Annotated in this window: 24 protein-coding genes and 1 other RNA gene; 17 read left to right on the top strand and 8 right to left on the bottom strand. The window is 69.9% G+C overall.

What is annotated here, in order from left to right:
* Positions 1-37: 37 nt before the first annotated feature.
* Positions 38-223: a hypothetical protein gene (locus tag ACE3SG_RS24785; RefSeq protein ID WP_374568913.1), complete on the top strand. Its 186-nt coding sequence runs from the start codon at positions 38-40 to the stop codon at positions 221-223.
* Positions 224-284: 61 nt separating this feature from the next.
* An RNA gene (gene rnpB / locus ACE3SG_RS24780) (RNase P RNA component class A) lies at positions 285-691 on the top strand.
* Between the two features lies 1 nt (position 692).
* On the opposite strand, the gene ACE3SG_RS24775 is transcribed toward rnpB, so the two are convergent.
* Positions 693-1,253, bottom strand: a complete 561-nt coding sequence (locus ACE3SG_RS24775) for a carboxymuconolactone decarboxylase family protein (RefSeq protein ID WP_374568912.1) — start codon at positions 1,251-1,253, stop codon at positions 693-695.
* Positions 1,254-1,332: 79 nt separating this feature from the next.
* Here ACE3SG_RS24775 and ACE3SG_RS24770 point away from each other — a divergent pair, with 79 nt between their 5' ends.
* The 3 genes from ACE3SG_RS24770 to ACE3SG_RS24760 all read left to right on the top strand — a co-directional run bounded on the left by ACE3SG_RS24770 (position 1,333) and on the right by ACE3SG_RS24760 (position 4,093).
* The gene (locus ACE3SG_RS24770; protein ID WP_374568911.1) at positions 1,333-1,635 is read left to right on the top strand and encodes a winged helix-turn-helix transcriptional regulator; all 303 of its coding nucleotides are present in this window, start codon (positions 1,333-1,335) and stop codon (positions 1,633-1,635) included.
* 33 nt (positions 1,636-1,668) lie between these two features.
* Entirely contained in the window at positions 1,669-2,883 is a 1,215-nt protein-coding gene (locus ACE3SG_RS24765) for a multidrug effflux MFS transporter (RefSeq protein WP_374568910.1), read from the top strand.
* A gap of 91 nt (positions 2,884-2,974) precedes the next feature.
* Positions 2,975-4,093 (top strand): carbonic anhydrase, encoded by a 1,119-nt coding sequence (locus ACE3SG_RS24760; protein ID WP_374568909.1) that lies wholly within the window; start codon positions 2,975-2,977, stop codon positions 4,091-4,093.
* A gap of 41 nt (positions 4,094-4,134) precedes the next feature.
* Here the strand turns inward: ACE3SG_RS24760 and ACE3SG_RS24755 are convergent, their stop codons facing one another.
* Complete coding sequence (locus ACE3SG_RS24755; protein ID WP_374568908.1) at positions 4,135-4,494, bottom strand: TraR/DksA family transcriptional regulator; 360 nt, start codon at positions 4,492-4,494, stop codon at positions 4,135-4,137.
* A 64-nt stretch (positions 4,495-4,558) separates the two neighbouring features.
* Positions 4,559-4,762: a hypothetical protein gene (locus ACE3SG_RS24750; protein WP_374568907.1), complete on the bottom strand. Its 204-nt coding sequence runs from the start codon at positions 4,760-4,762 to the stop codon at positions 4,559-4,561.
* A 370-nt stretch (positions 4,763-5,132) separates the two neighbouring features.
* On the opposite strand from ACE3SG_RS24750, the gene ACE3SG_RS24745 reads away from it, so the two are divergent.
* From ACE3SG_RS24745 to ACE3SG_RS24695, 11 genes are all read left to right on the top strand, one after another.
* Positions 5,133-7,949, top strand: coding sequence for a TonB-dependent receptor (locus tag ACE3SG_RS24745; protein ID WP_374568906.1), 2,817 nt, complete (start codon positions 5,133-5,135; stop codon positions 7,947-7,949).
* A gap of 166 nt (positions 7,950-8,115) precedes the next feature.
* Positions 8,116-9,300 carry a glycoside hydrolase family 27 protein gene (locus tag ACE3SG_RS24740; RefSeq protein WP_374568905.1) on the top strand — a complete coding sequence of 395 codons (1,185 nt, stop codon included), beginning with the start codon at positions 8,116-8,118 and terminating at the stop codon, positions 9,298-9,300.
* Between the two features lie 10 nt (positions 9,301-9,310).
* Positions 9,311-10,198: an EamA family transporter gene (locus ACE3SG_RS24735; protein WP_374568904.1), complete on the top strand. Its 888-nt coding sequence runs from the start codon at positions 9,311-9,313 to the stop codon at positions 10,196-10,198.
* The gene (locus ACE3SG_RS24730) at positions 10,195-11,499 is read left to right on the top strand and encodes a D-tagatose-bisphosphate aldolase, class II, non-catalytic subunit (RefSeq protein WP_374568903.1); all 1,305 of its coding nucleotides are present in this window, start codon (positions 10,195-10,197) and stop codon (positions 11,497-11,499) included. The genes ACE3SG_RS24735 and ACE3SG_RS24730 overlap by 4 nt, the downstream gene beginning before the upstream one ends.
* Positions 11,500-11,530: 31 nt before the next feature.
* Positions 11,531-12,733 (top strand): SIS domain-containing protein, encoded by a 1,203-nt coding sequence (locus tag ACE3SG_RS24725; RefSeq protein WP_374568902.1) that lies wholly within the window; start codon positions 11,531-11,533, stop codon positions 12,731-12,733.
* The gene (locus ACE3SG_RS24720) at positions 12,717-13,685 is read left to right on the top strand and encodes an N-acetylglucosamine kinase (RefSeq protein ID WP_374568901.1); all 969 of its coding nucleotides are present in this window, start codon (positions 12,717-12,719) and stop codon (positions 13,683-13,685) included. Before ACE3SG_RS24725 ends, ACE3SG_RS24720 begins: the two co-directional genes overlap by 17 nt.
* Positions 13,682-14,815, top strand: coding sequence for a hypothetical protein (locus ACE3SG_RS24715; protein ID WP_374568900.1), 1,134 nt, complete (start codon positions 13,682-13,684; stop codon positions 14,813-14,815). Before ACE3SG_RS24720 ends, ACE3SG_RS24715 begins: the two co-directional genes overlap by 4 nt.
* The gene (locus tag ACE3SG_RS24710; protein ID WP_374568899.1) at positions 14,812-15,675 is read left to right on the top strand and encodes a DeoR/GlpR family DNA-binding transcription regulator; all 864 of its coding nucleotides are present in this window, start codon (positions 14,812-14,814) and stop codon (positions 15,673-15,675) included. Before ACE3SG_RS24715 ends, ACE3SG_RS24710 begins: the two co-directional genes overlap by 4 nt.
* Positions 15,676-15,707: 32 nt before the next feature.
* The gene (locus ACE3SG_RS24705; RefSeq protein ID WP_374568898.1) at positions 15,708-16,385 is read left to right on the top strand and encodes a response regulator transcription factor; all 678 of its coding nucleotides are present in this window, start codon (positions 15,708-15,710) and stop codon (positions 16,383-16,385) included.
* A gap of 44 nt (positions 16,386-16,429) precedes the next feature.
* Positions 16,430-17,758, top strand: a complete 1,329-nt coding sequence (locus ACE3SG_RS24700) for a sensor histidine kinase (protein ID WP_374568897.1) — start codon at positions 16,430-16,432, stop codon at positions 17,756-17,758.
* Between the two features lie 115 nt (positions 17,759-17,873).
* Complete coding sequence (locus ACE3SG_RS24695; RefSeq protein ID WP_374568896.1) at positions 17,874-18,836, top strand: endo alpha-1,4 polygalactosaminidase; 963 nt, start codon at positions 17,874-17,876, stop codon at positions 18,834-18,836.
* 8 nt (positions 18,837-18,844) lie between these two features.
* On the opposite strand, the gene ACE3SG_RS24690 is transcribed toward ACE3SG_RS24695, so the two are convergent.
* The 5 genes from ACE3SG_RS24690 to ACE3SG_RS24670 all read right to left on the bottom strand — a co-directional run bounded on the left by ACE3SG_RS24690 (position 18,845) and on the right by ACE3SG_RS24670 (position 23,698).
* Positions 18,845-19,255: a VOC family protein gene (locus ACE3SG_RS24690; protein ID WP_374568895.1), complete on the bottom strand. Its 411-nt coding sequence runs from the start codon at positions 19,253-19,255 to the stop codon at positions 18,845-18,847.
* 109 nt (positions 19,256-19,364) lie between these two features.
* Positions 19,365-20,225, bottom strand: a complete 861-nt coding sequence (locus ACE3SG_RS24685; RefSeq protein ID WP_374568894.1) for a glycoside hydrolase family 16 protein — start codon at positions 20,223-20,225, stop codon at positions 19,365-19,367.
* Positions 20,226-20,376: 151 nt separating this feature from the next.
* Positions 20,377-21,933, bottom strand: coding sequence for a response regulator (locus ACE3SG_RS24680; RefSeq protein ID WP_374568893.1), 1,557 nt, complete (start codon positions 21,931-21,933; stop codon positions 20,377-20,379).
* Positions 21,930-22,712 (bottom strand): response regulator, encoded by a 783-nt coding sequence (locus ACE3SG_RS24675; RefSeq protein WP_374568892.1) that lies wholly within the window; start codon positions 22,710-22,712, stop codon positions 21,930-21,932. Before ACE3SG_RS24675 ends, ACE3SG_RS24680 begins: the two co-directional genes overlap by 4 nt.
* Positions 22,713-22,825: 113 nt before the next feature.
* Positions 22,826-23,698: an alpha/beta fold hydrolase gene (locus tag ACE3SG_RS24670; protein WP_374568891.1), complete on the bottom strand. Its 873-nt coding sequence runs from the start codon at positions 23,696-23,698 to the stop codon at positions 22,826-22,828.
* A 354-nt stretch (positions 23,699-24,052) separates the two neighbouring features.
* On the opposite strand from ACE3SG_RS24670, the gene ACE3SG_RS24665 reads away from it, so the two are divergent.
* On the top strand, positions 24,053-24,493 hold the full coding sequence (locus ACE3SG_RS24665; RefSeq protein ID WP_374568890.1) for a division/cell wall cluster transcriptional repressor MraZ: 441 nt from the start codon (positions 24,053-24,055) through the stop codon (positions 24,491-24,493).
* Positions 24,494-24,501 lie beyond the last annotated feature (8 nt).

The raw sequence follows: 24,501 nt of genomic DNA, 5'->3' as shown, positions 1-24,501 counted from the left end.
GCGTTGTCCGCGTATCCCTCGAACACCCGGAGTCCCCATGAACAAGTACCGTCGCCCGCTGCTGGTCATCGCCTCTGCCCTGGCGATCAGCACCCTGATGTCGGCCTGCGTCGTCGTGCCGGCCCGCGGCTATTACCGCTACCACTACCGCTACTACGGCCAGGCCACGCCGCAGCAAGCCGCGCCGCAGGCGCCCGCCGCCGCGGCACCGACCCAGGGCTGACCGGCCCCGATGCCGGCCCGACAAGGCCGGCGTTGTCAACGCATGGGACAATGCACCCCGTGAAGCAGACCAGACCGCCGCTGGTGCAACCGCCGAAAGGCCGCACTGGAGGAAGGTCCGGACTGCACAGAGCAGCGTAGCGGGTAACGCCCGTCCACCGCGAGGTGCGGATCAGAGCCACAGAGACGAGTCGGCTCGGGGTCCTTCGGTTGAGTGCTCTGCAGGCGTCGGCCTTGGCCGGCGAGTGCAGCACACGGCGAGGGGCAAAGCCCCGAGACGGGTGAAACGCGGCAATCTCTACGCGCAGCAACACCAAATAGGCCGGCATTGAAGCGGCTCGCTGAGCCGGCGGGTAGGTGGCATCGAGCCAGGCGGGTAACCGCCAGGCCCAGAGGAATGGCGGTCACGGCCGCGGTCTCGCAAGAGACCCAGGCCGCACAGAATCCGGCCTATCGGTCTGCTTCACACATTATTCGGCCCGAGGCGCGCGGTAGGCGTCGCGCTCGGGCCGCGCCAGCGCCACCTGCATCGCCACGCCGGTGTACAGGCCCACGAGCTGCGTGATCTCGATCAGAGTCGGCTCGTCAAAGTGCGCGCGCAGCCGTTCGTACAGGCCGTCGTCGACATCGAGGTGCCGGACCAGTGCGTCCGTCAATGCCATCGCGGCACGTTCTGCCTCGCTCCACAACCCAGCATCTGGCTCTGCCTTGCGCGTGTCGGCGATCTGCGCCGCACTCAAGCCCATGCGGGCCGAGATCGTGTCGACGTGCAGGTGCCATTCGTAGTCGTTGCGGGCCGCCACGCAGGTGCGCAGGATCAGCAGCTCGCGCAGCGCCGGCGGCAGCACGCGCCGGTCGAGCAGGCCGGTGGGGCCCAGCAGCCCGCTGTCGACCAGATGCAGGAACAGGCCTTCATTGCGCGCCACGGTGCGAAAGATCGCCGGCGGTGTCATCGCCTCGGGCAGCAGGCGGGCGAAGCGTTCGCGCAGCGGGGCGGAATACGGCGCCACGACGGGATCGATGCGGGGCATGGGGCGGTCCTTTCGATCAATTGCTACTAAAACAGTAGCGATCGAGATGCTACATTAAACGTAGCATTCGCGCAGACCCATGGCATCGACCACCGAACTCCACAAGCAGGCCATCAACGCGGCGATGGAACTGCTGCATCGCCGCTGGATGATGCGCGTCGTCTGGGAGCTGCGCGGCGGCCCGTTGACCTTTCGCGCGCTGCAGGCCGCTTGCGGCGACCTGTCGCCGACGGTGTTGAACCAGCGCCTGGCCGAGCTGCGCGAGGCCCGCCTGCTGGACAACGACGAGGCCGGCTACCGGCTGACGCCGATCGGGCTCGACCTGCTCGACGCCTTCGCGCCGCTGGCCAAGTGGGCGGTACGCTGGCAACGCCAAGGGTGATTCGACGCTCACCTACACTCGCAGGCTTCGCCGATGAACCCTGAAGCCTCCAAAGTCTGGCCCGGCCCGCGCTGGCTGCTCGCCGCCTTGCTCGCCTGCCTGGGCATGCTCGGCCCGTTCGCGATCGACACCTACCTGCCGGCGTTCACCGGCATCGCCGCCTCGCTGGGCGCCACGCCGCTGCAGATGCAGCAGACGCTGTCGGCCTACCTGCTCGGCTTCGCGGTGATGAACCTGTTCCACGGCGCGCTGGCCGACAGCTTCGGCCGCCGGCCGATCGTGCTGGGCGGCGTGGCGCTGTTCACGCTCGCATCGGTCGGCTGCGCGCTGAGCCAGTCGATCGGCGCGCTGGTGTTCTTTCGTGCGGTGCAGGGCATGTCGGCCGGGGCCGGCATGGTGGTGTCGCGCGCGATCATCCGCGACCTGTTCCCGCCGTCCGAGGCGCAGCGGGTGATGTCGCAGGTCACGATCTACTTCGGCGTGGCGCCGGCGGTGGCGCCGATCGTCGGCGGCTTCCTGTTCGTGCACGCGGGCTGGCACACGATCTTCTGGTTCCTGGTGGGCATCGGCGCCGCGCTGTGGCTGACGATGTGGCGCATGCTGCCCGAGACGCTGCACGTCACCCAGGTGCAGGCCTTCAGCGTGCGCAACCTGCTGCGCGGCTACTGGCAGATGGTGTCGAACCCGAAGTTCATCGCACTGGCCTTTGCGTCGGGCGTGCCGTTCAACGGCATGTTCCTGTACGTGCTGTCGGCGCCGGTGTTTCTGGGTGAGCTGCTGGGCCTGGGGCCGACGCAGTTCTTCTGGTTCTTCATGTCGACCATCAGCGGCATCATGAGCGGCGCCTGGTGGTCGGGCCGGCTGGCCGGCAAGATCACGCCGCAGCGGCAGATCCGGCGCGGTTTTCGCATCATGGCCGCCGTGTCGGTGCTGAACGTGGCGATGAACTTCCTGCTGCCGCCGCACCCGCTGTGGGCGATCCCGCTGATCGCGTTGTTCGCGTTCGGCTGGTCGCTGATGGTGCCGGTGGTCACGCTGATGGTGCTGGACCAGGCGCCCGATCGGCGTGGCATGGCCTCGTCGCTGCAGGCCTGCATCGGCAGCGTGGCCAACGCGCTGGTGGCCGGCGCGATCGCGCCGCTGGTGATGCACTCGGCCCCCTCGCTGGCGGTGGCCTCGCTGCTGATGATGGGCATCGGCGTGGTCGCCTGGGCCTGGGTCAAGCCGCGGCTGCAGCTGGCGCCCTGATCCCGCGCGGCCGGGCGGCCGCTCAAGAACCGGCCTCCGGGGCCGATATCCAGGGCGACGCCCCGGCTCGACGCCCGGGCCTGGAGCCGCCATGTCTTGGAAACTGCCGTCCCGTTCGTCGTATCGCCCATTGGCTGCCACCGCTGCCACCGCCGCTGCGGCGCTGTCGCTGGCCTGCGCGTTGCCCGCCATGGCCGGCGGCAGCCACGATGAGGCGCGTGCCGCGAAGCCGGCCGCCCCGGCCAAGGAGGCGGCCTCTGCCGCCGACCCGATGGACACGCTGCGCCAGAAGCTGGCCGAGCGCCTGGGTGCCCAGAAACCGGCCGACCCCCGCGGTGCCAACGTGATGCGGGTCGACAACCGCGCCACCGCGTCGGTGCCGCCGGCCGGCCTGCCGGCCGCCCCCACCCCCGCTGCCGCCACCGCGGCCGCCGGCAGCCTGACGCTGTCGTCCAGCGCGAGCCGTGCCACCCCGCGGCCATCGCCCGCCGCCAAGCGCCCCGAGCTGGCGGCCGAGCCCCGGCCGGTGCCCCACAGCGACCACTGGGACTACAGCGGCGAGGGTGGCCCCGAGGCCTGGGGCAAGCTGAAGCCTGAATTCAACAAGTGCTCGACCGGCCAGCGCCAGAGCCCGATCGACATCCGCGGCGGCATCGCGGTGCAGCTCGAGCCGATCCAGTTCGACTACCGCACGACCGGCTTCTCGGTCATCGACAACGGCCACACGGTGCAGGTGAACCTGCCGCCGGGCAACACGATCACCGTGCTCGGCCGCCGCTTCGAGCTGCTGCAGTTCCACTTCCACCGCCCGTCCGAAGAGCGCATCAACGGCAAGCAGTACGACATGGTGGCCCACCTGGTCCACCAGGACGCCGAGGGCAAGCTGGCCGTCGTGGCCGTGCTGCTCGACCGTGGCGCCGCGCAGCCGCTGGTCCAGGCGGTGTGGAACGCCCTGCCGCTGGAGAAGAACGAGGCCCAGGCCGCGCCCGGCACGATCGACCTGAACAAGCTGCTGCCCGAAGACCGCCGCTACTACACCTACATGGGCTCGCTGACCACGCCGCCGTGCAGCGAGGGCGTGCTGTGGATGGTGATGAAGACGCCGGTGCCGGTGTCGCCCGAGCAGATCGACATCTTTGCCCGCCTGTACCCGATGAACGCGCGCCCGGTGCAGCAGGCGTCGGGCCGCCTGATCAAAGAGTCGAACTGAGGGCCTGAAGGCACGCGGCGCCCCGCTCGGGCCGCGCCGGGTCAGTGCTGCCCGCGATGCTCCGCGTTGCGCTGGCAGGCCATGCACCGCATCGCGGTCGGCTGCGCCAGCAGCCGGGCCGGTGAGATCGACTCGCCGCAGTCCATGCATTCACCGTAGGTTCCGGCGGCCAGGCGCTCGCGGGCCTGCTCGATCAGCCGCAACTCGGCCAGATGGCGCTGCAGCTCGGCGCTGTCGATCTCGGCCTGGGTTTCGTCGGCCGCACCGTCCTTGAGGTCGGTCACCTCGCGCTCGATCTCGCGCCGTGGCCGCGCACTGGCGACCAGTTGCTCCAGCTGGCGCGCCCGTTGCGCCAGGCGTTCACGGGCAGCGTCGACAGGGTGGGTGAAGCGCGCAGACATGGTGGCGGCCAGGGGCTGGGACGATGGGCGTCCGGTCAGGGGGTCTCTCATGAGGGCTGCCGGTTCAGTCGCCCAGCGGCACGCCGCCGGCCCAGCGGGCTGCCCACTCGTCCCACCACTCCTGCTGCATCGCCGCCGCGGCCTGCTGCCAGGCCGACAGCGCCTGCCACTGCGCGCCCTGGGCAGACCACCAGATCTGCGAGACGGCGCCGAACCAGTCGGCCGGCAGCGGGGCCGGGTGGGGCATCGACGAGGGCAACGAGGCCATGGGCGTTTCTCCTTGCGGGGCGCAGCCAAGCGTGCATCGTCTGCCTGAAGTGGCCCGCCGTCAACGCGCAGTGCAACAACGCGGCCGCCAGGCGAGGGCGGGGGCGCCAGCCCTCGACGCTGGACCCGGCGCGTGCAGCCGTTCACGGCCGGTGCGCCGCCGTTGGCCCTGGGCGCGTGCGGCCTGCCCGGCGGCGAGCGCTTGCCAGGATCACGCAAGCCTGGCGGGCGAGCCTGGGCCCGCCAGCGCCCTTGCCGCCACAGCGCCGGTTTTGAGCTTCGATTTTATTTCAAACGAAAGCAAACAAAAGCATTGAGGTCTTCGATCTCTTCGCATTAGCATGGCTTCCACTCGCTAAAGGAAAGCAGCAATGGTTCGACGGCAATCTGATCTGGGCGCACTCACGGTGCTGGCGGCGGCTGTCACCATGGCGTGGCCGCAATGGGCCGCAGCCCAGGCCCCTGACGCAGCCGCCGGCGCTGCCCCGGCCCAGGCGGCCGCGCCCGTGGCCGCTGCCGCGCCGGTCGAGGCCCCGGCGGCCAACGCCGAGGCACCGCAAACCATCACCGTCACCGGCACTCGGGCCAGCCTGCTGAAGGCGCGTGAGCTCAAGCGCAACTCGGCGGTGGTGCAAGACTCGATCGCCGCCGAAGACCTGGGCCGTTTTCCCGACGACAACGTGGCCGACTCGCTGTCGCATGTGACCGGGGTGACGATCTCGCGCACCCACGGCGGCGAAGGCCAGTACGTGAACGTGCGCGGCCTCGGGCCCGGCTACAGCATCGTCACGCTGAACAATCGCATCCTGGCGACCGACGGCGATGGCCGCGACTTCGCGTTCGACGTGCTGCCGTCCGAAACCATCTACGGCGCCGATGTGATGAAGTCGGCCGAGGCCTCGCAAATCGAGGGCAGCATCGGCGGCTCGGTCAACCTGCGCTCGGCCCGGGCGCTGATGAACCCCGGCCGGCACGCGTCGGTCCGCCTCGAAGGCAACTTCAACGACCTGTCGGAAAACGGCGGCGGCAAGATCTCGGGCGTCTACAGCGACACCTTCGCCGACAACCGCATCGGGCTGGTTGTCGGCGCGGTCTACGCGAAGCAACGCACCCGCTCGGACTCGGTGCTCGACTTCACCTACAACCCCGACTCACCCGGCGAGTTCGACGCCAACGGCGACCATCGGATCACGCCCGACGAGCAGAACCTGCTCGGTGTCTGCTGCGTGGCCTTCGGTGCGGTCGAGCAGAAGAAGCAGCGCGCCGCGCTCTCGGCCGCGCTCGAATGGAAGCCCAGCGACAACACCAAGCTGACCGTCGATGCGCTCGGCACCCGGCTCGACGCGCCGGCGATCGGCTACCACCAGGCCTACTACGTCGAACATGCCGAAGACCGCTGGTCCGACGTGACGATCAAGGACCATCTGGTCACCGGCATGACCATCCACGGCCTCACGCCCGAGGTCGTCACCCGCACCGAACACCGCGTGGTCGACACCACGCAATTCGGCCTGAACGGCGAGTGGAAGGCCAGCGCCGACCTGACCCTCGAAGGCGACGCCTACGTCTCGCGCTCGGTGCGCGATTCGGGCGGCAAGGACACCTGGGTCGTCGCCGGCATCCCCGGCAACCACACCGGCTACTTCAGCGCCAACCGCAACGCGCTGCCCGACATCCACGTGACGCTGGAAGACGGCCGCGACCTCGCGCAGGCCAGCCCGACGCTCGGCAACGCCGACTACGGCCTGCACTGGGCCGAGCTGGGCGGCGACGACATCCACGACACCGTCAAGGGCCTGTCGCTGGGCGGCAAGCTGGCCGTCGATTGGGGCGCGGTCGAACGGCTGCACTTCGGCGTCAGCGACACGCGCCGCGCCAAGTCGCGCAGCACGGTCGACAACCTGGAGAACGCCTGCCAGTACTGCGGCTACCAGTACACCTTCGACCAGCTCGGCGCCGACGTGGTGCACCCGCTGACGCTGAAGAACTTCATGCGCAACGCCGGCGGCAGTTTCCCGACGACCTTCGTGCGCTTCGACACCCAGGCCTACTTCGATTCATTGAAGGCGCTCGACGGTGTCGAGATCCTCGACGAGAACGGGCAGGGCACCGGCACCTACTACGACTCGAGCCTGATGCAGGCGCGCTTCAACCCGACGCGCTCGTACCGCGTCAGCGAAGACACGCAAGCCGCCTACTTCCAGGCCGACTTCGCCGGCGACGACTGGTCGGCCAACGTCGGCCTGCGCATGGTGCGCACCAAGACCACCTCGCGCACGGCGGTCAACCGCATCATCGCCATCGACGACCCGACGCCGAACGACCCGACCTCCAGCCCCGACGTGACCTACAGCCCGGCCGAGCCGGTGTCGGCCACCGGCGAGTACACCAAGCTGCTGCCGTCGCTGAACTTCGCCTACCGTTTCACCCCGGCGCTGCAACTGCGCCTGGCGGCCGCCAAGGTCATGTCGCGCCCGGCGCTGGACCAGCTCGCCCCCACCGCCGAAGACCACACGCTGGACCGCACCTGGCGCATCGACGTGCGCGGCGACGCGAACCTGAAGCCGGTCGATGCGACGCAGGGTGACCTGTCGCTCGAGTGGTACTACAACCGCCGCTCGATGGTCTCGGGCGCGGTGTTCTGGAAGGACATCCGCCACTTCGTCACCTACACGATCGACAACAACGTCGACATCGGCGTGCCGGGTTACCTGTTCGACATCCAGCACCCGATCAACGGCGACAAGGCACGCATCCTCGGCTACGAGTTCGGCCTGCAGCACCTGTTCGACAACGGCTTCGGCGTCAACCTCAAGTACACCGGCACCGACACGCGGGCCTACGTCAACGGCCAGCATGTCGGCGAGCTCGAAGGCGTGTCGCGCTCGGCGGTGTCGCTGGCGCTGCTGTACGAAGACGACAAGATCAACGCGCAGATCGCGATGGACCACAGCGGCCGCTACACCGAGGCGCTCGATGCCGTGGCTGGCTACAGCCGCTACGGCCAACCGCTGACCTGGGTCACCGGCTCGATCGCCTACAACCTGACCGACGACATCACGCTGTTCTTCGAAGGCAAGAACCTCACCGACGCCTACTACCGCGCCAACCTTGGCCGGGCCGATGCGCTGGCCGGTTTCGAGACCTGGGGCCGCACCTACACCGCCGGCATGACGGTCAAATTCTGAAATGAGACCCCCACGCTCCCTTCCGGTCGCTGCCCCCCGAGGGGGCTCTTGCAGCGGCCCGGCAAAGCCGGATCCGCGCAAGGCTCTTGGGTGGCTCGCGCTACTGCTCGCCGCCGGATCGGTGCAAGCCACGGCATTGGGCAACGGCCTCGCGCTGACCCCACCCATGGGCTGGAGCAGCTGGAACCAGTTCGGCGACCAGATCAACGAGCAGCTGCTGGTGCAGACGATGGACGCGATGGCCGCCAACGGCCTGCGTGACGCCGGCTACGTCTACATCAACCTCGACGACGGCTGGCAGCGCCACAAGGGCGCGCGCCAGGACCACCCGCTCGAGGTTGACCCGGTCAAGTTCCCGCATGGGCTGCGCTGGCTGGCCGACTACGCGCACGGCCACGGCTTCAAGCTCGGCATCTACAGCGGCCCCGGCCAGACGACCTGCGCCGGCTACACCGGCAGCGAAGGCCACGAGGCCGAAGACGCGAAGCAGTTCGCCGCCTGGGGTGTCGACCACCTGAAGTACGACAGCTGCTGCTCGCACAAGGACGCGCCGAAGACCGAGGTGCAGGCGATCGTCAAGAAGATGTCGCTGGCGTTGCGTGCCAGCGGCCGGCCGATCGTCTACCACGCCTGCCACTGCGGCTGGGCCGACATCTGGCAGTGGGCCGCCGACGCCGGTGCCAACCACTGGCGCATCGGGCAAGACATCTCCGACGATTTCGACTACCCCGGCCACCGCGAGAAGTACTACTTCGACGTGCTGGACATGCTGGACCGCGGCATCACGCTCGGCCAGCACGCCGGCCCGGGCCACTGGAACGATTTCGACATGCTCGTCGTCGGCCTGAACGGCAAGAGCCAGGAGCTGGTCGGTGCCGGCGCGTCGAACGTCGAGTACCGCACCCACTTCAGCCTCTGGGCGCTGGCCGCGTCACCGCTGCTGATCGGCGCCGACGTGCGTGCGCTCGATGCCTACACGCTCGAGACCTTGTCCAACAAGGAAGTCATCGCGCTGAACCAGGACCCGCTGGGCCAGCCGGCCGAGAAGGTGCGCGACGACGGCACGCTGCAGGTCTACGCCAAGGGCCTGGCCAATGGCAGCGTCGCGGTCGCCTTGCTGAACCGCGGCAGCGCCACCGCCGAGATGACCGTCTCGCCGGGCAAGGACCTGGGCGAGGCCTGGAAGCACTACCGCGTGCGCGACCTCTGGCGCCACGCCGAGCTGGGCGAATTCGACATCCCGTTTACCGCCGAGGTCATCAGCCACGAGGCGCGCCTGCTGCTCCTCTCGCCGGTAACCGGCCACGCCACCACCACCGACACCACCGACAACACCCCCGCACCCAAGTGAGACACGCACGATGAAATCTCAACCGCACTGGCTGGGCTACGCCTTGCTGACCATGGTCACCTGGGGCGTCTGGGGCGCCTTCACCGGCGTGCCCAGCGAGCATGGCTTTCCCGACACCCTGATCTACGCCGTCTGGGCGTTGACGATGATCCCGCCGGCGATCTATGCGTTCAAGCGCGCCGGTGGCGTGCTGCAGCGCGACCCGCGCAGCCTGGCGCTGGGGCTGGCGATCGGCCTGCTGGGCGCCGGTGGGCAGATGCTGCTGTTTCGCGCGGTGAAGACCGGGCCGGCCTACCTGATCTTTCCGATCATCTCGCTGTCACCGGCGCTGACGATCGCGATGTCGTTCCTGATGCTGCGTGAGCGCACCGGGCGGCTGGGCCTGCTGGGCATCGCCTTCGCGCTGCTGAGCCTGCCGCTGTTCGACTACACGCCAGGTGGCCACAGCGAGTTCGGGCCCTGGTTCGTGCTGGCGATCGCGGTGCTGGTGGCGTGGGGCGTGCAGGCCTACTTCATCAAGCTGGCCAACGCGACGATGAGCGCCGAGAGCATCTTCGTCTACATGGCGATGTCGGCCGTGGTCTCGATCCCGGTCGCGCTGGCGATGACCGACTTCTCGCAGCCGGTGAACCTGGGCTGGAACGGGCCCTGGCTGGCCGCGGTGATCCAGGTGCTCAACTCGATCGGCGCGCTGACCCTGGTGCACGCGTTTCGCCACGGCAAGGCGATCGTCGTGTCGCCGATGGTCAACGCCGGTGCGCCCTTGCTGACCGCGGTGATCGCGATGGCGGTGGCTGGCGCGATGCCGGGGCCGTTCAAGATGGCCGGGGTTGCACTCGCCCTGCTCGCGGCGCTGCTGCTGGCGCTGCAACCCGAAGGCGCCGAGGTGAAGGCATGAAGGCGCTGCTCGATCTCGTGCGCCGGCACAAGGCCGGCCAGCCCGAGGGCATCTACGCGCTGTGCTCGGCGCACCCGGTGGTGTTGCGTGCCGGCATGCAAGAGGCCGCCCAGGCTGGCGTGCCGCTGCTGGTGGAAGCCACCTCGAACCAGGTCAACCAGTTCGGTGGTTACACCGGCATGACGCCGCGCGACTTTCACGCCTTCATGATGAACCTGGCCGACGAGGCCGGCTTCCCGCGCGAACGCTTGCTGCTCGGCGGCGACCACCTGGGCCCCAACTGCTGGCAGGGCGAGCCGGGCGACAGCGCGATGGCCAAGTCCGAAGCGTTGATCGAGCAGTATGTGGAAGCCGGCTTTCGCAAGATCCACCTCGATTGCTCGATGGCCTGCGCCGACGACCCGGCGGTGCTGCCCGAAGCGGTGGTGGCCAAACGCGCAGCGCGCCTGTGCGCGGTGGCCGAGAAGACCCATGCCCGCGTCGGCGGCGAAGCGCCGGTCTATGTGATCGGCACCGAAGTGCCGGTGCCCGGCGGTGCGCACGAAGACCTGCAGGAGCTGGCGGTCACCCGCTCCGATGCGGCGGCCCAGACGATCGCCTCGCACCGAGAAGCGTTCGCCAAGCTCGGGCTCGAGGCGGCCTGGCCGCGCGTGATCGGCCTGGTCGTGCAGCCCGGTGTCGAGTTCGACCACCACAAGGTCATCGACTACGTGGCGCCCAAGGCCCAGGCGCTGAGTGCTTTCATCGAGCACGAGCCGCACATCCTGTTCGAGGCCCATTCGACCGACTACCAGACGCCGAGTGCCTTGCAGGCCCTGGTGCGCGACCACTTCGCGATCGTCAAGATCGGCCCCGGCGCGACCTTTGCGCTGCGCGAGGCGCTGTGGGCGCTGGCCGAGATCGAGCGTGAATGGCTGGGCGACGGCGACGGCTCGCACCTGAAAGACGTGGTGCTGGGCGTGATGCACGCGCGGCCGCAGCACTGGCAGAAGTACTACAGCGACCCCGAGCGCATCCGGCTCGACCTGCAATTCAGCTTGAGCGACCGCATCCGCTACTACTGGGCCCAGCCCGAGGTGCGCGAGGCCTGCGGCCGCATGCTGGCTCGCCTGGGCAACGGCCCGCTGCCGCTGACCTTGCTGAGCCAGTACCTGCCGCTGCAGTACGCCGCGGTGCGCGACGGCCTGCTGGCCAACTCGGTCAGCGCGCTGCTGCACGAGGGCGTGGGCCAGGTGCTGCGCCAGTACATCGCGGCCTGTGCGCCGGGCACCGCCGTGCGAGCGAACCCTGTCCTTCAGTGAACAACAACAACCCCAAGGGAGCGAGAGCCTGATGTCTCCATCCGACACCCTCGACGAATTCATCCCCCCCGGCGCCCGCTGGACCGTGCGCGAGATCGCGCAGCAGCCCTCGGTGTGGGCGCGGGTCCAGGCGCTGGTCGCGATGCAGGCCGGCCCACGCGAGATGACGCCCGCGTTCATCGCGCGTTGCCTGGCCACGCCCAACCTGCGCATCGTGCTGACGGGCGCCGGCTCGTCGGCCTTCATCGGCCAGTGCCTGGCACCGGCGCTGATGCGCCAGACGGGGCTGCGTGTCGATGCCGTCGCCACCACCGACCTGGTCGCCGGCCCGCACCTGTACTTTCAGCGCGAGGTGCCGACCCTGCTGGTGTCGTTCGCCCGCTCGGGCAGCAGCCCGGAGAGCGCCGCGGCGCTGGAGCTGGCCGACCAGTTCGTCGACGACTGCCAGCACCTGGTCTTCACCTGCAACCCTGACAGCCTGCTGCAGCGCCTGGCCGCCGAGCGAGGCAATGCCCGCACGCTGCTGCTGCCGGTCGAGACGCACGACCGCAGCTTTGCGATGACCTCGTCGTTCACCTCGCTGCTGTTGGCCGCGGCCCAGGTCTTCGGCCTGCTGGCGCCCGCGGGTGGGCAGGCACCGGCGATCTCGGCCGCTGCATCGGCCGTGCTCGCGCAGGGCCTCGTGCTGGCCGAGCAGCTGGTCGAGCAACGCTTCGAGCGCGTGGTCTACCTGGGCAGCAACGAGCTGCAGGGTCTGGCGCGCGAGGCGGCGCTGAAGCTGCTGGAGCTGAGCGACGGGCGCATCGTCGCCAGCCACGATTCGCCGCTGGGCTTTCGCCATGGGCCGAAGACCATCGTCAACGACCGCACGCTGGTCGTGATGTTCGTCTCCAACGACCCGTACACCCGCCAGTACGACCTGGACCTGCTGCACGAGCTGCGGCGCGACGGCCGCGCCGCGCGCGTGCTCACGCTGAGCGCGCAGCCGCTGCAAGGGTCCTGCGCATCGCCGGCCGACGATGTGTTGCTCGAAGGGCTGGCCGACGCCAGCGACCTGGCGCTGGCCTTCCCGTGCATCGTCTTCGCCCAGCGCTTCGCACTGTTGCAGTCGCTGCGCCTGGGCCTGTCGCCGGACAATCCGAGCGTGTCTGGCACCGTGAGCCGCGTCGTGCGCGGTGTCACGATCCATCCTTTCCCCGATGTGGAGATCGACCCCGATGTTCCTCGGCATTGACGGCGGCGGCACCAAGACCGCGTTCACGCTGATCGACGGCGAGGGCCAGGTGCGGGCCCGCCATGTCGACGGCAGCCTGTACCACCCCGAGGTCGGGCTGGACGGCGTGGCGGCGGTGCTGCAGCGCGGCGTGCAGGCCACGCTGCAGGCGGCCGCGTGCGGTATCGACGACGTGGCCTTCAGCTTCGTTGGCATGCCCTGCCACGGCGAAGACAGCGCGCTGCAAGCGCAGCTCGACGCGCTGCCCGCCGCGGTGCTGCCCGCCGGGCGTTACCGTTGCGGCAACGACATGGTCTGCGGCTGGGCCGGCTCGCTCGGCGCGGTCGACGGCATCAACATCGTCGCCGGCACCGGCTCGATCGCTTATGGCGAATGGCAGGGCCGCAGCGCGCGTGCCGGCGGCTGGGGCGAGCTGTTCAGCGACGAGGGCTCGGCCTACTGGATCGCCCGCGAGGGGCTGGCGCTGTTCTCGCGCATGAGCGACGGCCGGGCCGAGGCGGGGCCCTTGCTGGCGCTGTGGCGCGACCGCCTGCAACTGGGTGACGACCTGGACCTGTGCGCCCACCTGTATGGCCCCAAGGCGGCCGGGCGCAGCGGCGTGGCCGGCTTCGCGCCGCTGGTGGTCGAGGCGGCCGAGCAGGGCGACCCGGCGGCGCGGGCGATCTTCGTTGCGGCGGCGGCGCAGCTGGTCGACATCATCGTGGCCACTGCGCGGCGGCTGGGCGTGCCGGCGAACGCGGCGCTGTCGGTGTCGTACTCGGGCGGCGTGTTCCAGAGCCAGGCGCTGGTGCTCGACCCGCTGCGTGCGCTGCTGGCTGGCCAGCTGCCGCAGGCGCGCCTGGTGACGCCGCGCTTTTCACCGTCGCTCGGCGCCGCGCTGCAGGCCGCGCGCCTGGCCGGTCGGCCCTTGCCGGCGGCGGCATTGGCGCGGCTCGAACCGGCGGTGCCATGACGCGCGGGATCGCCACATGGCTCGGCCGCTGTGCCGGCCTGGGGTTCATGCTGTGCACCGCGCTGCCGGCCGCGGCCGAATCGCCGGCGCACTACACGGTGGCCGATTTCGCCCGCGTGCCGAAGATCGACACCCACCTGCACCTGCACGGCGCGCTGCCGCGATTCATGGCGCTGGCGCAGCGAGACGGTTTCCAGCTGCTGACGATCAACGTCGACTACGCCGACTTTCCGCCGATCGACCAGCAGCAGCGTGATGCGGTGGCGCTGGCCCAGGCCTACCCGGCGCAGGTGGCCTGGGCCGCGACCTTCCCGCTCGCGGGCTTCGAGTCACCCGGCTGGGCCGAGACCACGCTGCAGCACCTGGCCCAGGCGCGGGCGCTGGGCGCGCAGGGCGTGAAGGTGTGGAAAAACCTGGGGCTGGACCTGCGCGACCGCTCGGGCGCCGCGGTGCTGATCGACGATGCGCGGCTGCAGCCGCTGTTCGACACGATCGAGCGCGATGGCTGGGTGCTGCTGGGCCACCAGGCCGAGCCGCGCAACGCCTGGCTGGCGCCGGCGCAGATGACCACCAAGGGCGACCGCGCCTACTTTGCCGGCCACCCGCAGTACCACATGGCGCTACACCCCGAGTGGCCCGACCACGAGGCGCAGCTGGCCGCGCGCGACCACTTCCTGCAGCAGCACCCGCGGCTGCCGTATGTGGGCCTGCACCTGGCCTCGCTCGAGTGGAGCGTCGAGCGTCTGGCCGCCTTTCTCGATCGTTTTCCCACCGCCACGGTCGACCTGGCCGCCCGCATGAGCCACCTGCAGCAGCAGGCGATCACCCGGCGCGACGCCGTGCGCGCCTTCGTGCTGCGCTATCAGGACCGGCTGCTCTACGGCAGCGACCTGGCGCGCGGCAACGACCAGGGCGACGCCGAATTCGCCGCCGAGGCCGATGCCGCCTGGCGCGCCGACTGGCGTTTCCTGGTCACCGGCGAGCGCCTGACCCATGCCGACCTGGACGCCCCGTTCCGCGGGCTGGCGCTGCCGGCGGCGGTGGTCGACAAGCTCTACCACCACAACGCCCGGCGCGTTTTCGCCCGGGCTTGGCGCTACGATGAGGCGAAGAGAGAAAGCACGCGATGACCACGAAGAACGCTCCCCGTGCCGCGGCCGCGCCGGGCCGCCAGCGCGCCGCCCGGGCCACCCCCCACGCCGACGGTGAAGGCGAAGACCAGGGCCTGCTGCTGGAAGAACGGCGGCGCGAGATCCGCGCGCTGATCGAGGAAAAAGGCCGCGTCACGACCGACCAGCTGGCGGCGCGCTTCAACACCTCGCTGGTGACGATCCGCGGTGACCTGAACGCGCTGGCCGAGACCGGGCTGATCGTGCGCACGCACGGCGGCGCGCTGGCCCACCGCGATGGTGAAGAAGTACCGATCGAGATCAAGCAGAGCCTGCGGCATGCCGAAAAGGTACGCATCGCCACCGCGGCGGCGGCGATGATCCAGGAGGGCGACACCATCTTGCTCGATTCGGGCTCGACCACCGGCGAGATCGCCAAGCAGATCCGCACGCTGAAGCTGCATGCGATCAACGTGATCACCAACGCGTTGAACGTGGCGGTCACGCTGGCGCAGGCGCCGCACGTGCGGCTGGTGATGCTGGGCGGCGTGCTGCGGCCGAACTCGTACTCCTTGTCCGGCCCGCAGGCAGAAGCCGCGCTGGCCGGGCTGCAGGCCGACCGCCTGTTCCTCGGCGTCGACAGCCTGGACCCGGAGATCGGCCTGATGACGCCGCATTTGCTGGAGGCGCAGCTGAACGCACAGATGATCCGCTCGGCGCGGCAGGTGGTGGCGGTGGCCGACTCGTCCAAGCTGCTGCGCCGCAGCCTGTCGGTGATCGCCAAGGTCGAGCAGATCCACACGCTGATCACCGACCAGGGGGCGAACCCCGACAGCGTGGCCGCGCTGCGCGCGCGTGGTGTCGACGTGGTGCTGGTCTGAGTATTGACGGCAGGCGCAAGGAGCAGGCGAAGGTGAAGGTGTTGCTGGTCGAAGACTCCCCCGGCCTGCGCGACAGCCTGGTGCGCGGCCTGTCGCGCCTGGGCCTGGTGGTCGAGCAGGCGCATGACGGGCCGAGCGGCCTGTGGGCCGCGACCGAGCTGCAGCCCGACGTGATCGCGCTCGACGTGATGCTGCCCGGCTTCGACGGCCTGGAGCTGCTGCGCCGGCTGCGCGCGCAACAGGTGCGCACGCCGGTGCTGATGTTCAGCGCGCTGGCCGAGGTCGAAGACAAGCTGCAGGGCTTCGAGGCCGGGGCCGACGACTACCTGCCCAAGCCGTTCGACCTGCGCGAGCTGGCTGCCCGGCTGCGCGCGCTGGCCGCGCGCCAGGGCGCGGCGGCGGCGCCCGGCGCGGCGCCGATCGAAGTTGGCGACCTGTGCATCGACCAGGCGCGCAACGAGGTGCGGCGCAAGGGCCAGGTGCTGCCGATGCGCCGGCGCGAGCGCCTGCTGCTGGAGCTGCTGTCCAGCCAGCGCGGCTGCGTGGTGCGGCGCGCCACGATCGAGGCCAAGCTGTATGCCGACGCGACCGAGCTGCAGAGCAACTCGGTCGAGGCCGCGGTGTCGCAACTGCGGCGCTGGATCGACGAGCCCGGCCAGCCCTCGCGCATCGTGACCCAGCGTGGCGAAGGCTACAAGCTGGAGCGTTAGATGAACGCCGCCCGGCCGCCGGCCGCAGGGCGCCAGGCACATCGATGATCGCCAGCGCACTGGAGCGCCGCTGGCGTGGCCGCATCTCGGCGCTGCTGTTCGCGGGCGCCGCGCTGATCTTCGGCGTGGTCTACGCCATCGGCCACGCCGAGCGGGCGGCGGCGTTCGAGCTCTCGCTGGCCGACGACCTGCGCACCATCAGCAACATCACCCACGTCTATGTCGATGGCGACATCTACGTCAACATCGAGCCCGAGGCGCTGGGCATGTACCTGGCCGGCGGCGACCGCATCTTCCAGGTCTGGGACGCGGAGACCGGCGAGCTGCTCGACCATTCCGAATCGCTCGACACGATGGGGGCCCAGCTGCCGCGGCCGATGCCGGTGCTGCAGATGAACGCGGCCCCGCGGGCCGGCACCGCGCGCCTGCCCGACGGCCGGGTCATGCGGCTGCTGTCGCAGCGCATCCGCGCGAACTGGGGGCTGGATCCGGAGACGCTGGAGCGCACCGGCCAGCAGATCACCGAGCACGAGGTCGAGGTGATGATCGGCCGGCCCGAGAGCGGGCTGACCGCGTCGCTGCTGCCGCTGGGGGGCGCGTGCCTGCTGGGCGCGCTGGCGATGCCGATCTTCGGCATCCTCGCGCTGCGCCTGGGCACGCGGCGTTTCGATGCGCTGGTGCATCGGCTGGTGTTGCAGCGCGAGCGCGAACGTGGCTTTCTCGCCCATGCGGCGCACGAGCTGCGCACCCCGCTGGCCGAGCTGCGGGCGCTGGTCGACCTGGCCGAGTTGGAGGCCGAGGCCGGCGCGCCGGTGCAGCCGGTGCTGGGCGACATGCGCGCGGTGGCCGACCGGATGGGCGGGCTGCTGTCGGCCTTGTTCCGGCTGGCGCGTGTGCAGCGTGGCCATGAAGAGGCCGCGCAGCCGCTGGACCTGGTGGCGCTGGCCGACGCTGCCCTGCGCGCGCAAGACAGCGCGGCGCGCCAGCGCGGCCTGCAGTGGGAGCGGGCCTGCCCGGACCGCCTGCCGCTGTCGGCCCCACCGACCCTGCTGCGCGCGCTGCTCGACAACCTGGTCGGCAACGCCATCGCCCACGCCCGCGCGGGCAGCCGGCTGCAACTGGCCATCGAGCCCGGCACACCGTGGTCGCTGTGCATCGCCAACCAGCGCGACCCGGCCACGCCACCGCAGCCGGCGCCCGATCACCTCGGCCAGGGCCTGCTGATCGCCCAGCTCTACGCCCAGGCCACCGGGCTGGCGCTGCGCACCGACGACAGCGGTGATCGCTTCGAGGTGCGGCTGACGCCGTTGCCCGCGGCCGACGGCCCGGCCGAAGACACCTCGCGTTACCAGGGCTCACGTTCTGCTGCGTAAACCCCGGGTTGCATCAGCTTCGCATCAGGCTCGGCGGCAACCATGGGCGGGCCTTTCGAACACCGGGGCGTCGAAAGCCGGCGCCCCTCACACACCCGAGCTTCAGGAGATGACGATGAACACCCGCCCGACGATGCACCGCCGCGTTCGCGCCCACGGGCCGCTGGCCGGCCTGTGCCTGGCCACGGCCGCGCTGGCGCTGAGCGCCTGCGGTGGCGGCAGCAGCGACGAGTCGCCGGAAATCACCCGCGCCGACGTGCGCGCCGCGCGCACCGCCAGCGCCCAGCAGGCCAGGCCGACCACCACGGCCGCCTATGCCGACCGCTCGGCCGACGCCTCGCCGCTGGCGGCCTGGGTGCCCAAGGTTACCGACACCTGGCAGTGGCAGCTCACCGGCACCATCAACACCAGCTACAACGTCAACGTCTACGACATCGACCTGTTCGAGGCGCCCGACGCGGTGATGACCCAGCTGCACAACCAGGGCCGCTACGTCGTCTGCTACTTCTCGGCCGGCAGCGCCGAGAACTGGCGCCCCGACTACGACCAGTTCAAGCCCGCCGACCTGGGCAAGAACCTGGACGGCTGGCCCGGCGAGAAGTGGGTCGACACCCGCTCGGCCAACGTGCGCAACATCATGAAGGCGCGGCTCGACCTGGCCAAGCAGCGCGGCTGCGACGGCGTCGAGCCCGACAACGTCGAGGCCTACAACAACAACCCGGGCTTCAACGGCGAGCTGACCGCCAAGACCCAGCTCAACTACAACCGCTTCCTGGCCACCGAGGCCCATGCCCGCGGCCTGAAGATCGGGCTGAAGAACGACATCAAGCAACTGAAGTCGCTCGAGCCCAGCTTCGACTTCGCGGTCAACGAGCAGTGCCAGCAGTACAACGAGTGCGGCGGCTACGCGGTGTTCACCGGCCACGGCAAGCCGGTCTTCACCGCCGAGTACAAGAAGATCTGGCGCGACGACGCCGATGCGCGCGCACAGATGTGCGCCAAGGCGCGCTCGATGAACCTGCGCACGCTGGTGCTGCCGCTGTCGCTGAACGACGCGTTCCGCTACAGCTGCGACTGAACGCGCCTTCAGCCGGCCGGCGTGATGACCACCGCGTCGGCCGAGCGCGTGTGGGGCCCGTGGAAGACGGCCTCGATGTTGTGGCCGTCCGGGTCCAGCACGAAGGCTGCGTAGTAGCCGGGGTGGTACTGGCGTTCACCCGGCGCTCCGTTGTCGCGCCCGCCGGCGGCCAGCGCGACCTGGTAGAAGCGCTTCACCTGGTCCGGCCCATCGGCCTGGAAGGCCAGGTGCACGCGCGAGACGGTGCTGTCGGCCCGGTCGATCCACAACTCGTCGGCCGAGAAGAAGTCGTCGCCTTCATGGATTGATTCAGTCTTGCCGAGTGATTCGAGCACCGCGCGGTAGAAGCGCTTGGCAGCAACCAGGTCGCTGACGCGCAGGTGCACATGGTCGATCAGTCGGCCACGGTGGAATTGCATGGCAGGTCCTTTCGAAGAAATCGAAACGGGCAAATACCTTGCCACCCGCGCGCGGGCGGGCCACTTCGGCCTGTACCAGGTGGTCTGACGCGCCTGTTTGCCAGCGCCCTCAGAGCTTCGAGATCCGCACCCAGTCGATGTACAGGTGCAGCGTGTCGAACGCGTAGTTCATGCCGGGCCACGGCGCGGGCCAGTTGCCGATCCACAGCTGTGCCTTGTGGCCGTTGACGTGCTGGTCGGTGGATGTTTGCAGGATGCCGTCGACATACCAGTCGATGCGCCGCGGCCCGTTCTTGCCGTCGTACCAGTCCCAGCGGAAGACGTGGAACTGGCCGTCGAACGGGTCCGTCTTTGAATGCCATTGGATGTAGGTCGCATCCGAGTCCGCGTCCGAGTGGGTCCAGGTGTTGAAGCCGAGCGTGCGCCGCCAGGTGGACCAGGCCGGCGGCTTGGCCATGTGCGCCGGCATCTCGATGTCGATCTCGGTGTAGTTGCGCTTGGCCGGCGGATCCGCCAGGTTGTCGCTGTCGTAGTAGTTCCACATGCACGAACAACCGTTGGGCCCCGGCAGCAGCTTCATGCGGGCCTCGTAGCGCCCGCCGCCGTACGGGGCCTTGGTGATGATCAGCCCACCCTGGCGGTGCGGCCCGGCGTGCTGGTCGCCGTAGATCTCGGTGTCGACGACCGTGAGCGTCGCGCCGTGGTCGACGTAGGTGCCCAGGCGCACGTTCTCGGGCCTGACCGGGTACTGGTGCGCGATGTCGGTGTCGCCGACGATCCACTTCGTGGTGTCGATCGAGCCGCCGCGGAAGTCGTCGCACAGCAGATGGCTGCCCGCGCAGGGGTCGGCGGTTTCGGCTGGCGCATTCGTGGCGAACGGCGAGGCGAATGCCGGTGCGAGCGGCGCCAGCAGCCCGACGGCAAACAAGACGGACCGGCGGGCGGAACGAAGCACATCGAGCGTGGGCAAGGCGGGTCTCCAGGCAGGTGGGTTGCCGCTTCGGCCAAAGGCGGCGCCGCCAATTCTGCGGTGCTGTGGGGCCGGCGAAGCCGCGGCCATGCCCGCGGCCGGGTAACAAATGTCGACACGCGCAAGTGAAGGCTGGCCCGCGGCCTGTTTTTCAGGCGAGCAGCGCCGCCACCTTGGTCAGCAGGTCGGTCTTCGAGAACGGCTTGTCGAGCGAGTCGCAGCCGGTGCCGTTGAGAAAGCCCCGGGCGTCGGGCGACAGCGTGTCGCCGGTGACGAACAACATGCTGTGGCCCAGGGCAGGGTGGCGCGTGGCCACCTCGCGCCAGAGCGTGGCGCCGTCCATGTCGGGCATGCGCAGGTCGCAGACGATGGCGTCGAAGCGCGCCAGGTCCAGCATCTCGAGCGCCACCGCGCCGGACTCGGCGGTGGCCACGTCGTAGCCGGCGCCTTCGAGCATCTCGCGCATCAGCTCGGACAACTCGGGCTCGTCGTCGACCACCAACACCCGCGCCAGCAGCGAGTGGCCCGACGGCGCCAATGCCGATGGGGCCAGCTCGGGCTCGGCGACGCCGCTGATCGGCAGGCTCAGGCGAAAGCTCGCCCCGCCGAGCGACGAGCCGGCTTCGAGCACCAGGTCACCGCCGTGCGCGCGCGCCAGCGAGCGCGACATCGCCAGGCCCAGGCCCGTGCCCACGCCTTCGGGCTTGGTGGTGAAGAACGCGTCGAACACATGCTGGCGCGCCGCGGCCGGCACGCCGAGGCCGTTGTCTTCGACCCGCAGCCACACGCGCGGCTCGCGGTTGTCGCGCCGCGGCTCGACGCCGCTTTGCACCCGCACCCGGCGCGGGCCCTGCTTGCCGGCCAGCGCCTGCTGCGCGTTGATCAGCAGGTTCATCACGACCTGGCCGATCTCGTCACTGTCGGCCATCACCGGCGGCAGGGCTTCGCCCAGCGCCAGCTCCTGCGTGATGTTGTGGGTGCGGTAGCCGTACTGCAGCATGTCGGCCGCCGCGCGCACCATCTCGTTCAGGCTCACCGGGCCGCGCTGCGAAGGTTTGCTGCGCGCCATGTTCAAGAAGGTGCGCACGATGCGGCCGCAACGCTCGGCCGCCTTGCGGATGCGTTGCGCTTCGTCGCGCAGCTCGGGCTCGTGGTCGCACTTTTCTTCGAGCAGGCTGGCGCGGCCCATCACGATCGCCAGCGGGTTGTTCAGCTCGTGCGCCACGCCGGCCAACAGGCTGCCCATCGCGGTCAGCTTTTCGCTCTGGCGCAACGCCTCGCGCTGGCGCTCGATCTCTTGCGTTGCGTTGTAGACCGCGGTCATGTCGACCAGCGACGCGGTGCAGTACATGCGGCCTTGCACCTCGGTGCGCCACAGCAGCATCTCGACCGGGAATTCGCTGCCGTCGGCGCGCACCGCGTGCAGCTGCATGCGGCCCAGTTGCAGCGGCGACTCGCCGGCGCGCAGGCGCGCCAGGGCCTGCGCGTGCAGCGCGCGGTGGCGCTCGGCCATCACCAGCGGCGCGATGTGCCGGCCCAGCGCCTGCGCGCGGGGGCACTGAAACATGGTTTCGGCGGCGAGGTTGAACTCGACGATGCGGCCGGCTTCGTCGCTGACGATGAGCGCCGCCGGGGCGCCGTCGGCAATGGCGGCCTTCAGCGCGGCGCTGGCCGGGCGCTCGTCCGGCTCAGCGCAGGCGGGCTTCATGCGGCAGAGGCGGCCGTCGGCACGAAGACATAGCCGACGTTGCGCACCGTCTTGATCAGCTCGGGCTTGTCGGGGTTGCGCTCGATCTTGCGGCGCAGGCGCATCACGCGCAGGTCGATCGAACGGTCGAACACGTCCCAGCCGCGGTTGTGCGCCTGCTCCATGATCTGGTCGCGGTTCAGCGGCCGGTTCGGGTTGCGCGCGAACAGCGCGAGCAGGTCGAACTCGGCGGCGCTGATCTCGATGTCGGTGTTGTCGGGCGCCAGCAGGCGGCGCTCGTCCAGGTCCAGCTGGCAGGCGCCGAACGACACGCGGCGTGGCCCGGTGGCGTGGCTGGGCACCAGGGGCGCGGTGGACGCCGCTGCGGCGGCCGGTGCCGGCCCGGCGGCGGCCTCGGTGCGGCGCAGCACCGAGCGGATGCGGGCCAGCAGCTCGCGCAGCTCGAAGGGCTTGGGCAGGTAGTCGTCGGCGCCGAGTTCGAGGCCGACGATGCGGTCGACCGATTCGCTGGCGGTGGTCAGCATCACCAGGCCGATGTGCGGGTGGGCCTCGCGCAGCCAGCGGGCCAGCGACAGGCCGTTCTCGCCCGGCATGTTGATGTCGAGGATCGCCAGCGCCGGTGCCTGCTCGGCCACGGCCAGCCGGGCAACGGCCGCGTCTTCGGCGGTGCGCACGCGAAAGCCGTGGCGGCCGAAGTACTCGGCCAGCAGCGAGCGCAGCTCGGGCTCGTCGTCGACGACCAACAGCAATGGACTGGCGGTGCCCTCGGCCTGGGGCATGGCGTGCACCTCGAGGTGGTGGAGCGCCGAGTTTATCGACAGCCAGCCGGAGGCCGGGCCCTCAGCTTGTAGCGGCTCGTGACCAGCCAGGGTCAGCAGCATGGCCGGGTGCGTCAGGCGAAAGCCGCGGCCATCGCGCTGGCAGCGGCCTGGGCTTGCAGGTGGTCAACGATCGTGTGGTTGACCGGCGCCTCGTGCGTCATCGGGCCCTGGTGGCCGGCGTTGGCCACTTCGTGCCGGCGCAGGCGCGGCAGGTTGGCGGCGGCCACCAGGTCGGCCACGCGGCGCGCCGGCGTGCGGGTCTGGCTGCCGTGCATCAGCAGCGTGGGCATCGTCAGGCTGCCCAGCGGGCGGGCGGCCCAGCGGGCGGCGAACAAGGCCTCGAAGTGGCGCGGGATGGTGGCGATGCGGCTGCGCACGGCGTCGCGCTGCGGCGCGCCCATGGCTTCCCAGGTGCCGGCTCCGCTCCAGTAGTCGACGAAGCGGCGCGACGCGCCGTCGAGGTCACCGGCCTCGACGGCGACCGAGACGGTTTTGGCGGTGGCCTCGATCTCGTCCAGGCTGGCGTCGCCCGGCGACATCGCGTGGATCACGCCGAAGGCCACCGGCTCGTACAGCGTCAGCGAGCGCACCCACAGCGGCTGCAGCAACGCGATCTGCAGCGCCACCGCGGCGCCGTACGCATGGGCCACCAGGTGCACGCCCTCGGGGGCCGGGCCGGCGTGGCGCACCGCGTCGATCACCGCCAGCGCGTCGACATCGAGCGTGTTGGGCATGATCTGCGGCCAGCCCGGGCTGCGGCCGTGGCCGTGCAGGTCGACCGACATCGTCTGCCAGTGTTCGGCCAGCTGGCCGACGAGGCCACGCCACTGGGTCTGGCTGTCGGTGCTGGCGTGCAGGCACACGACGGTGGCGCCATGGCCCTGGGCCCGCAGGAACAGCGGCGCCGGCTTCAGCAGGGTGGACGACGAGGTGAAGGTGTTCATGGGTGGCTCCCTCCGCGCGCAGCGTTGCGCCCGTGAGGCCACTGTCGTCAGCGCTTGTTGCAGCTGCGCTTCATCCACCGGCACGCGCTTGTTTCAATTGTTTCTGCAACAGCTTTCGTGTTAGGGAGTTATCTCACCCATCACTTTGAGAGGCGTACGCAAGTCCTTGCTTTTGAACGATATTCTGAGCGAGATACTTGACGTTTCGCTTCTAAGTGACTGATTTCATTGAATTTTTCTTTGCGTTTCGTTGACCCTGGGGCGCGTGGTGAGATAAAGTGGGAGAAAGTGCAATTTAGTGGGTAATGGTGTCCTGAACGTGGGTGTTCCACGGTCAGGTGTTCGAGGGTCATCGTGTCTGAGTTTGTGTTCCAAGGCGAATCAGCGCTTTCGCTGGACGGAAAGGGCCGGGTCACCGTGCCTGCCCGTTTCCGCGATGCGCTGGCTGCCTTGTGCGCAGGCCAGATGACGCTGACCAAGAGCCCGTCGCGTTGCCTGCTGCTGTTCCCGCGCCCGGCGTGGGTCGAGTTCCGCGCCAAGCTGCTGGCGCTGCCGATGGAGGCCGACAACTTCCGCCGCCTGTACCTGGGCAGCGCGATCGATGTCGACATCGACAGCGGGTCGCGGGTGCTGCTGTCGCCCGAGCTGCGCACCTGGGCCCGCCTCGACAAGGAGCTGATGCTCGTCGGCATGGGCGGGCGGATGGAAATCTGGGACCGTGAGCGCTACCTCGCCAACGAGGAAGCCACGCTCGCCCAGCCGATGCCCGACGCGTTGCGCAACCTGGTCATCTGACGGTCATG

Source organism: Ideonella sp., assembly GCF_041914305.1.
GTDB lineage: Bacteria > Pseudomonadota > Gammaproteobacteria > Burkholderiales > Burkholderiaceae_C > Ideonella.
This window is presented reverse-complemented; position numbering and strand designations above follow the sequence as displayed.

What these genes read in the sequence shown, in the direction of transcription:
- ACE3SG_RS24785 (WP_374568913.1), top strand. Translation starts at nt 38, where the DNA reads ATGAACAAGTACCGTCGCCCGCTGCTGGTCATCGCCTCTGCCCTGGCG.
- ACE3SG_RS24775 (WP_374568912.1), bottom strand. Translation starts at nt 1,253, where the DNA reads ATGCCCCGCATCGATCCCGTCGTGGCGCCGTATTCCGCCCCGCTGCGC.
- ACE3SG_RS24770 (WP_374568911.1), top strand. Translation starts at nt 1,333, where the DNA reads ATGGCATCGACCACCGAACTCCACAAGCAGGCCATCAACGCGGCGATG.
- ACE3SG_RS24765 (WP_374568910.1), top strand. Translation starts at nt 1,669, where the DNA reads ATGAACCCTGAAGCCTCCAAAGTCTGGCCCGGCCCGCGCTGGCTGCTC.
- ACE3SG_RS24760 (WP_374568909.1), top strand. Translation starts at nt 2,975, where the DNA reads ATGTCTTGGAAACTGCCGTCCCGTTCGTCGTATCGCCCATTGGCTGCC.
- ACE3SG_RS24755 (WP_374568908.1), bottom strand. Translation starts at nt 4,494, where the DNA reads ATGTCTGCGCGCTTCACCCACCCTGTCGACGCTGCCCGTGAACGCCTG.
- ACE3SG_RS24750 (WP_374568907.1), bottom strand. Translation starts at nt 4,762, where the DNA reads ATGGCCTCGTTGCCCTCGTCGATGCCCCACCCGGCCCCGCTGCCGGCC.
- ACE3SG_RS24745 (WP_374568906.1), top strand. Translation starts at nt 5,133, where the DNA reads ATGGTTCGACGGCAATCTGATCTGGGCGCACTCACGGTGCTGGCGGCG.
- ACE3SG_RS24740 (WP_374568905.1), top strand. Translation starts at nt 8,116, where the DNA reads ATGGGCTGGAGCAGCTGGAACCAGTTCGGCGACCAGATCAACGAGCAG.
- ACE3SG_RS24735 (WP_374568904.1), top strand. Translation starts at nt 9,311, where the DNA reads ATGAAATCTCAACCGCACTGGCTGGGCTACGCCTTGCTGACCATGGTC.
- ACE3SG_RS24730 (WP_374568903.1), top strand. Translation starts at nt 10,195, where the DNA reads ATGAAGGCGCTGCTCGATCTCGTGCGCCGGCACAAGGCCGGCCAGCCC.
- ACE3SG_RS24725 (WP_374568902.1), top strand. Translation starts at nt 11,531, where the DNA reads ATGTCTCCATCCGACACCCTCGACGAATTCATCCCCCCCGGCGCCCGC.
- ACE3SG_RS24720 (WP_374568901.1), top strand. Translation starts at nt 12,717, where the DNA reads ATGTTCCTCGGCATTGACGGCGGCGGCACCAAGACCGCGTTCACGCTG.
- ACE3SG_RS24715 (WP_374568900.1), top strand. Translation starts at nt 13,682, where the DNA reads ATGACGCGCGGGATCGCCACATGGCTCGGCCGCTGTGCCGGCCTGGGG.
- ACE3SG_RS24710 (WP_374568899.1), top strand. Translation starts at nt 14,812, where the DNA reads ATGACCACGAAGAACGCTCCCCGTGCCGCGGCCGCGCCGGGCCGCCAG.
- ACE3SG_RS24700 (WP_374568897.1), top strand. Translation starts at nt 16,430, where the DNA reads ATGATCGCCAGCGCACTGGAGCGCCGCTGGCGTGGCCGCATCTCGGCG.
- ACE3SG_RS24695 (WP_374568896.1), top strand. Translation starts at nt 17,874, where the DNA reads ATGAACACCCGCCCGACGATGCACCGCCGCGTTCGCGCCCACGGGCCG.
- ACE3SG_RS24690 (WP_374568895.1), bottom strand. Translation starts at nt 19,255, where the DNA reads ATGCAATTCCACCGTGGCCGACTGATCGACCATGTGCACCTGCGCGTC.
- ACE3SG_RS24680 (WP_374568893.1), bottom strand. Translation starts at nt 21,933, where the DNA reads ATGAAGCCCGCCTGCGCTGAGCCGGACGAGCGCCCGGCCAGCGCCGCG.
- ACE3SG_RS24675 (WP_374568892.1), bottom strand. Translation starts at nt 22,712, where the DNA reads ATGCCCCAGGCCGAGGGCACCGCCAGTCCATTGCTGTTGGTCGTCGAC.
- ACE3SG_RS24670 (WP_374568891.1), bottom strand. Translation starts at nt 23,698, where the DNA reads ATGAACACCTTCACCTCGTCGTCCACCCTGCTGAAGCCGGCGCCGCTG.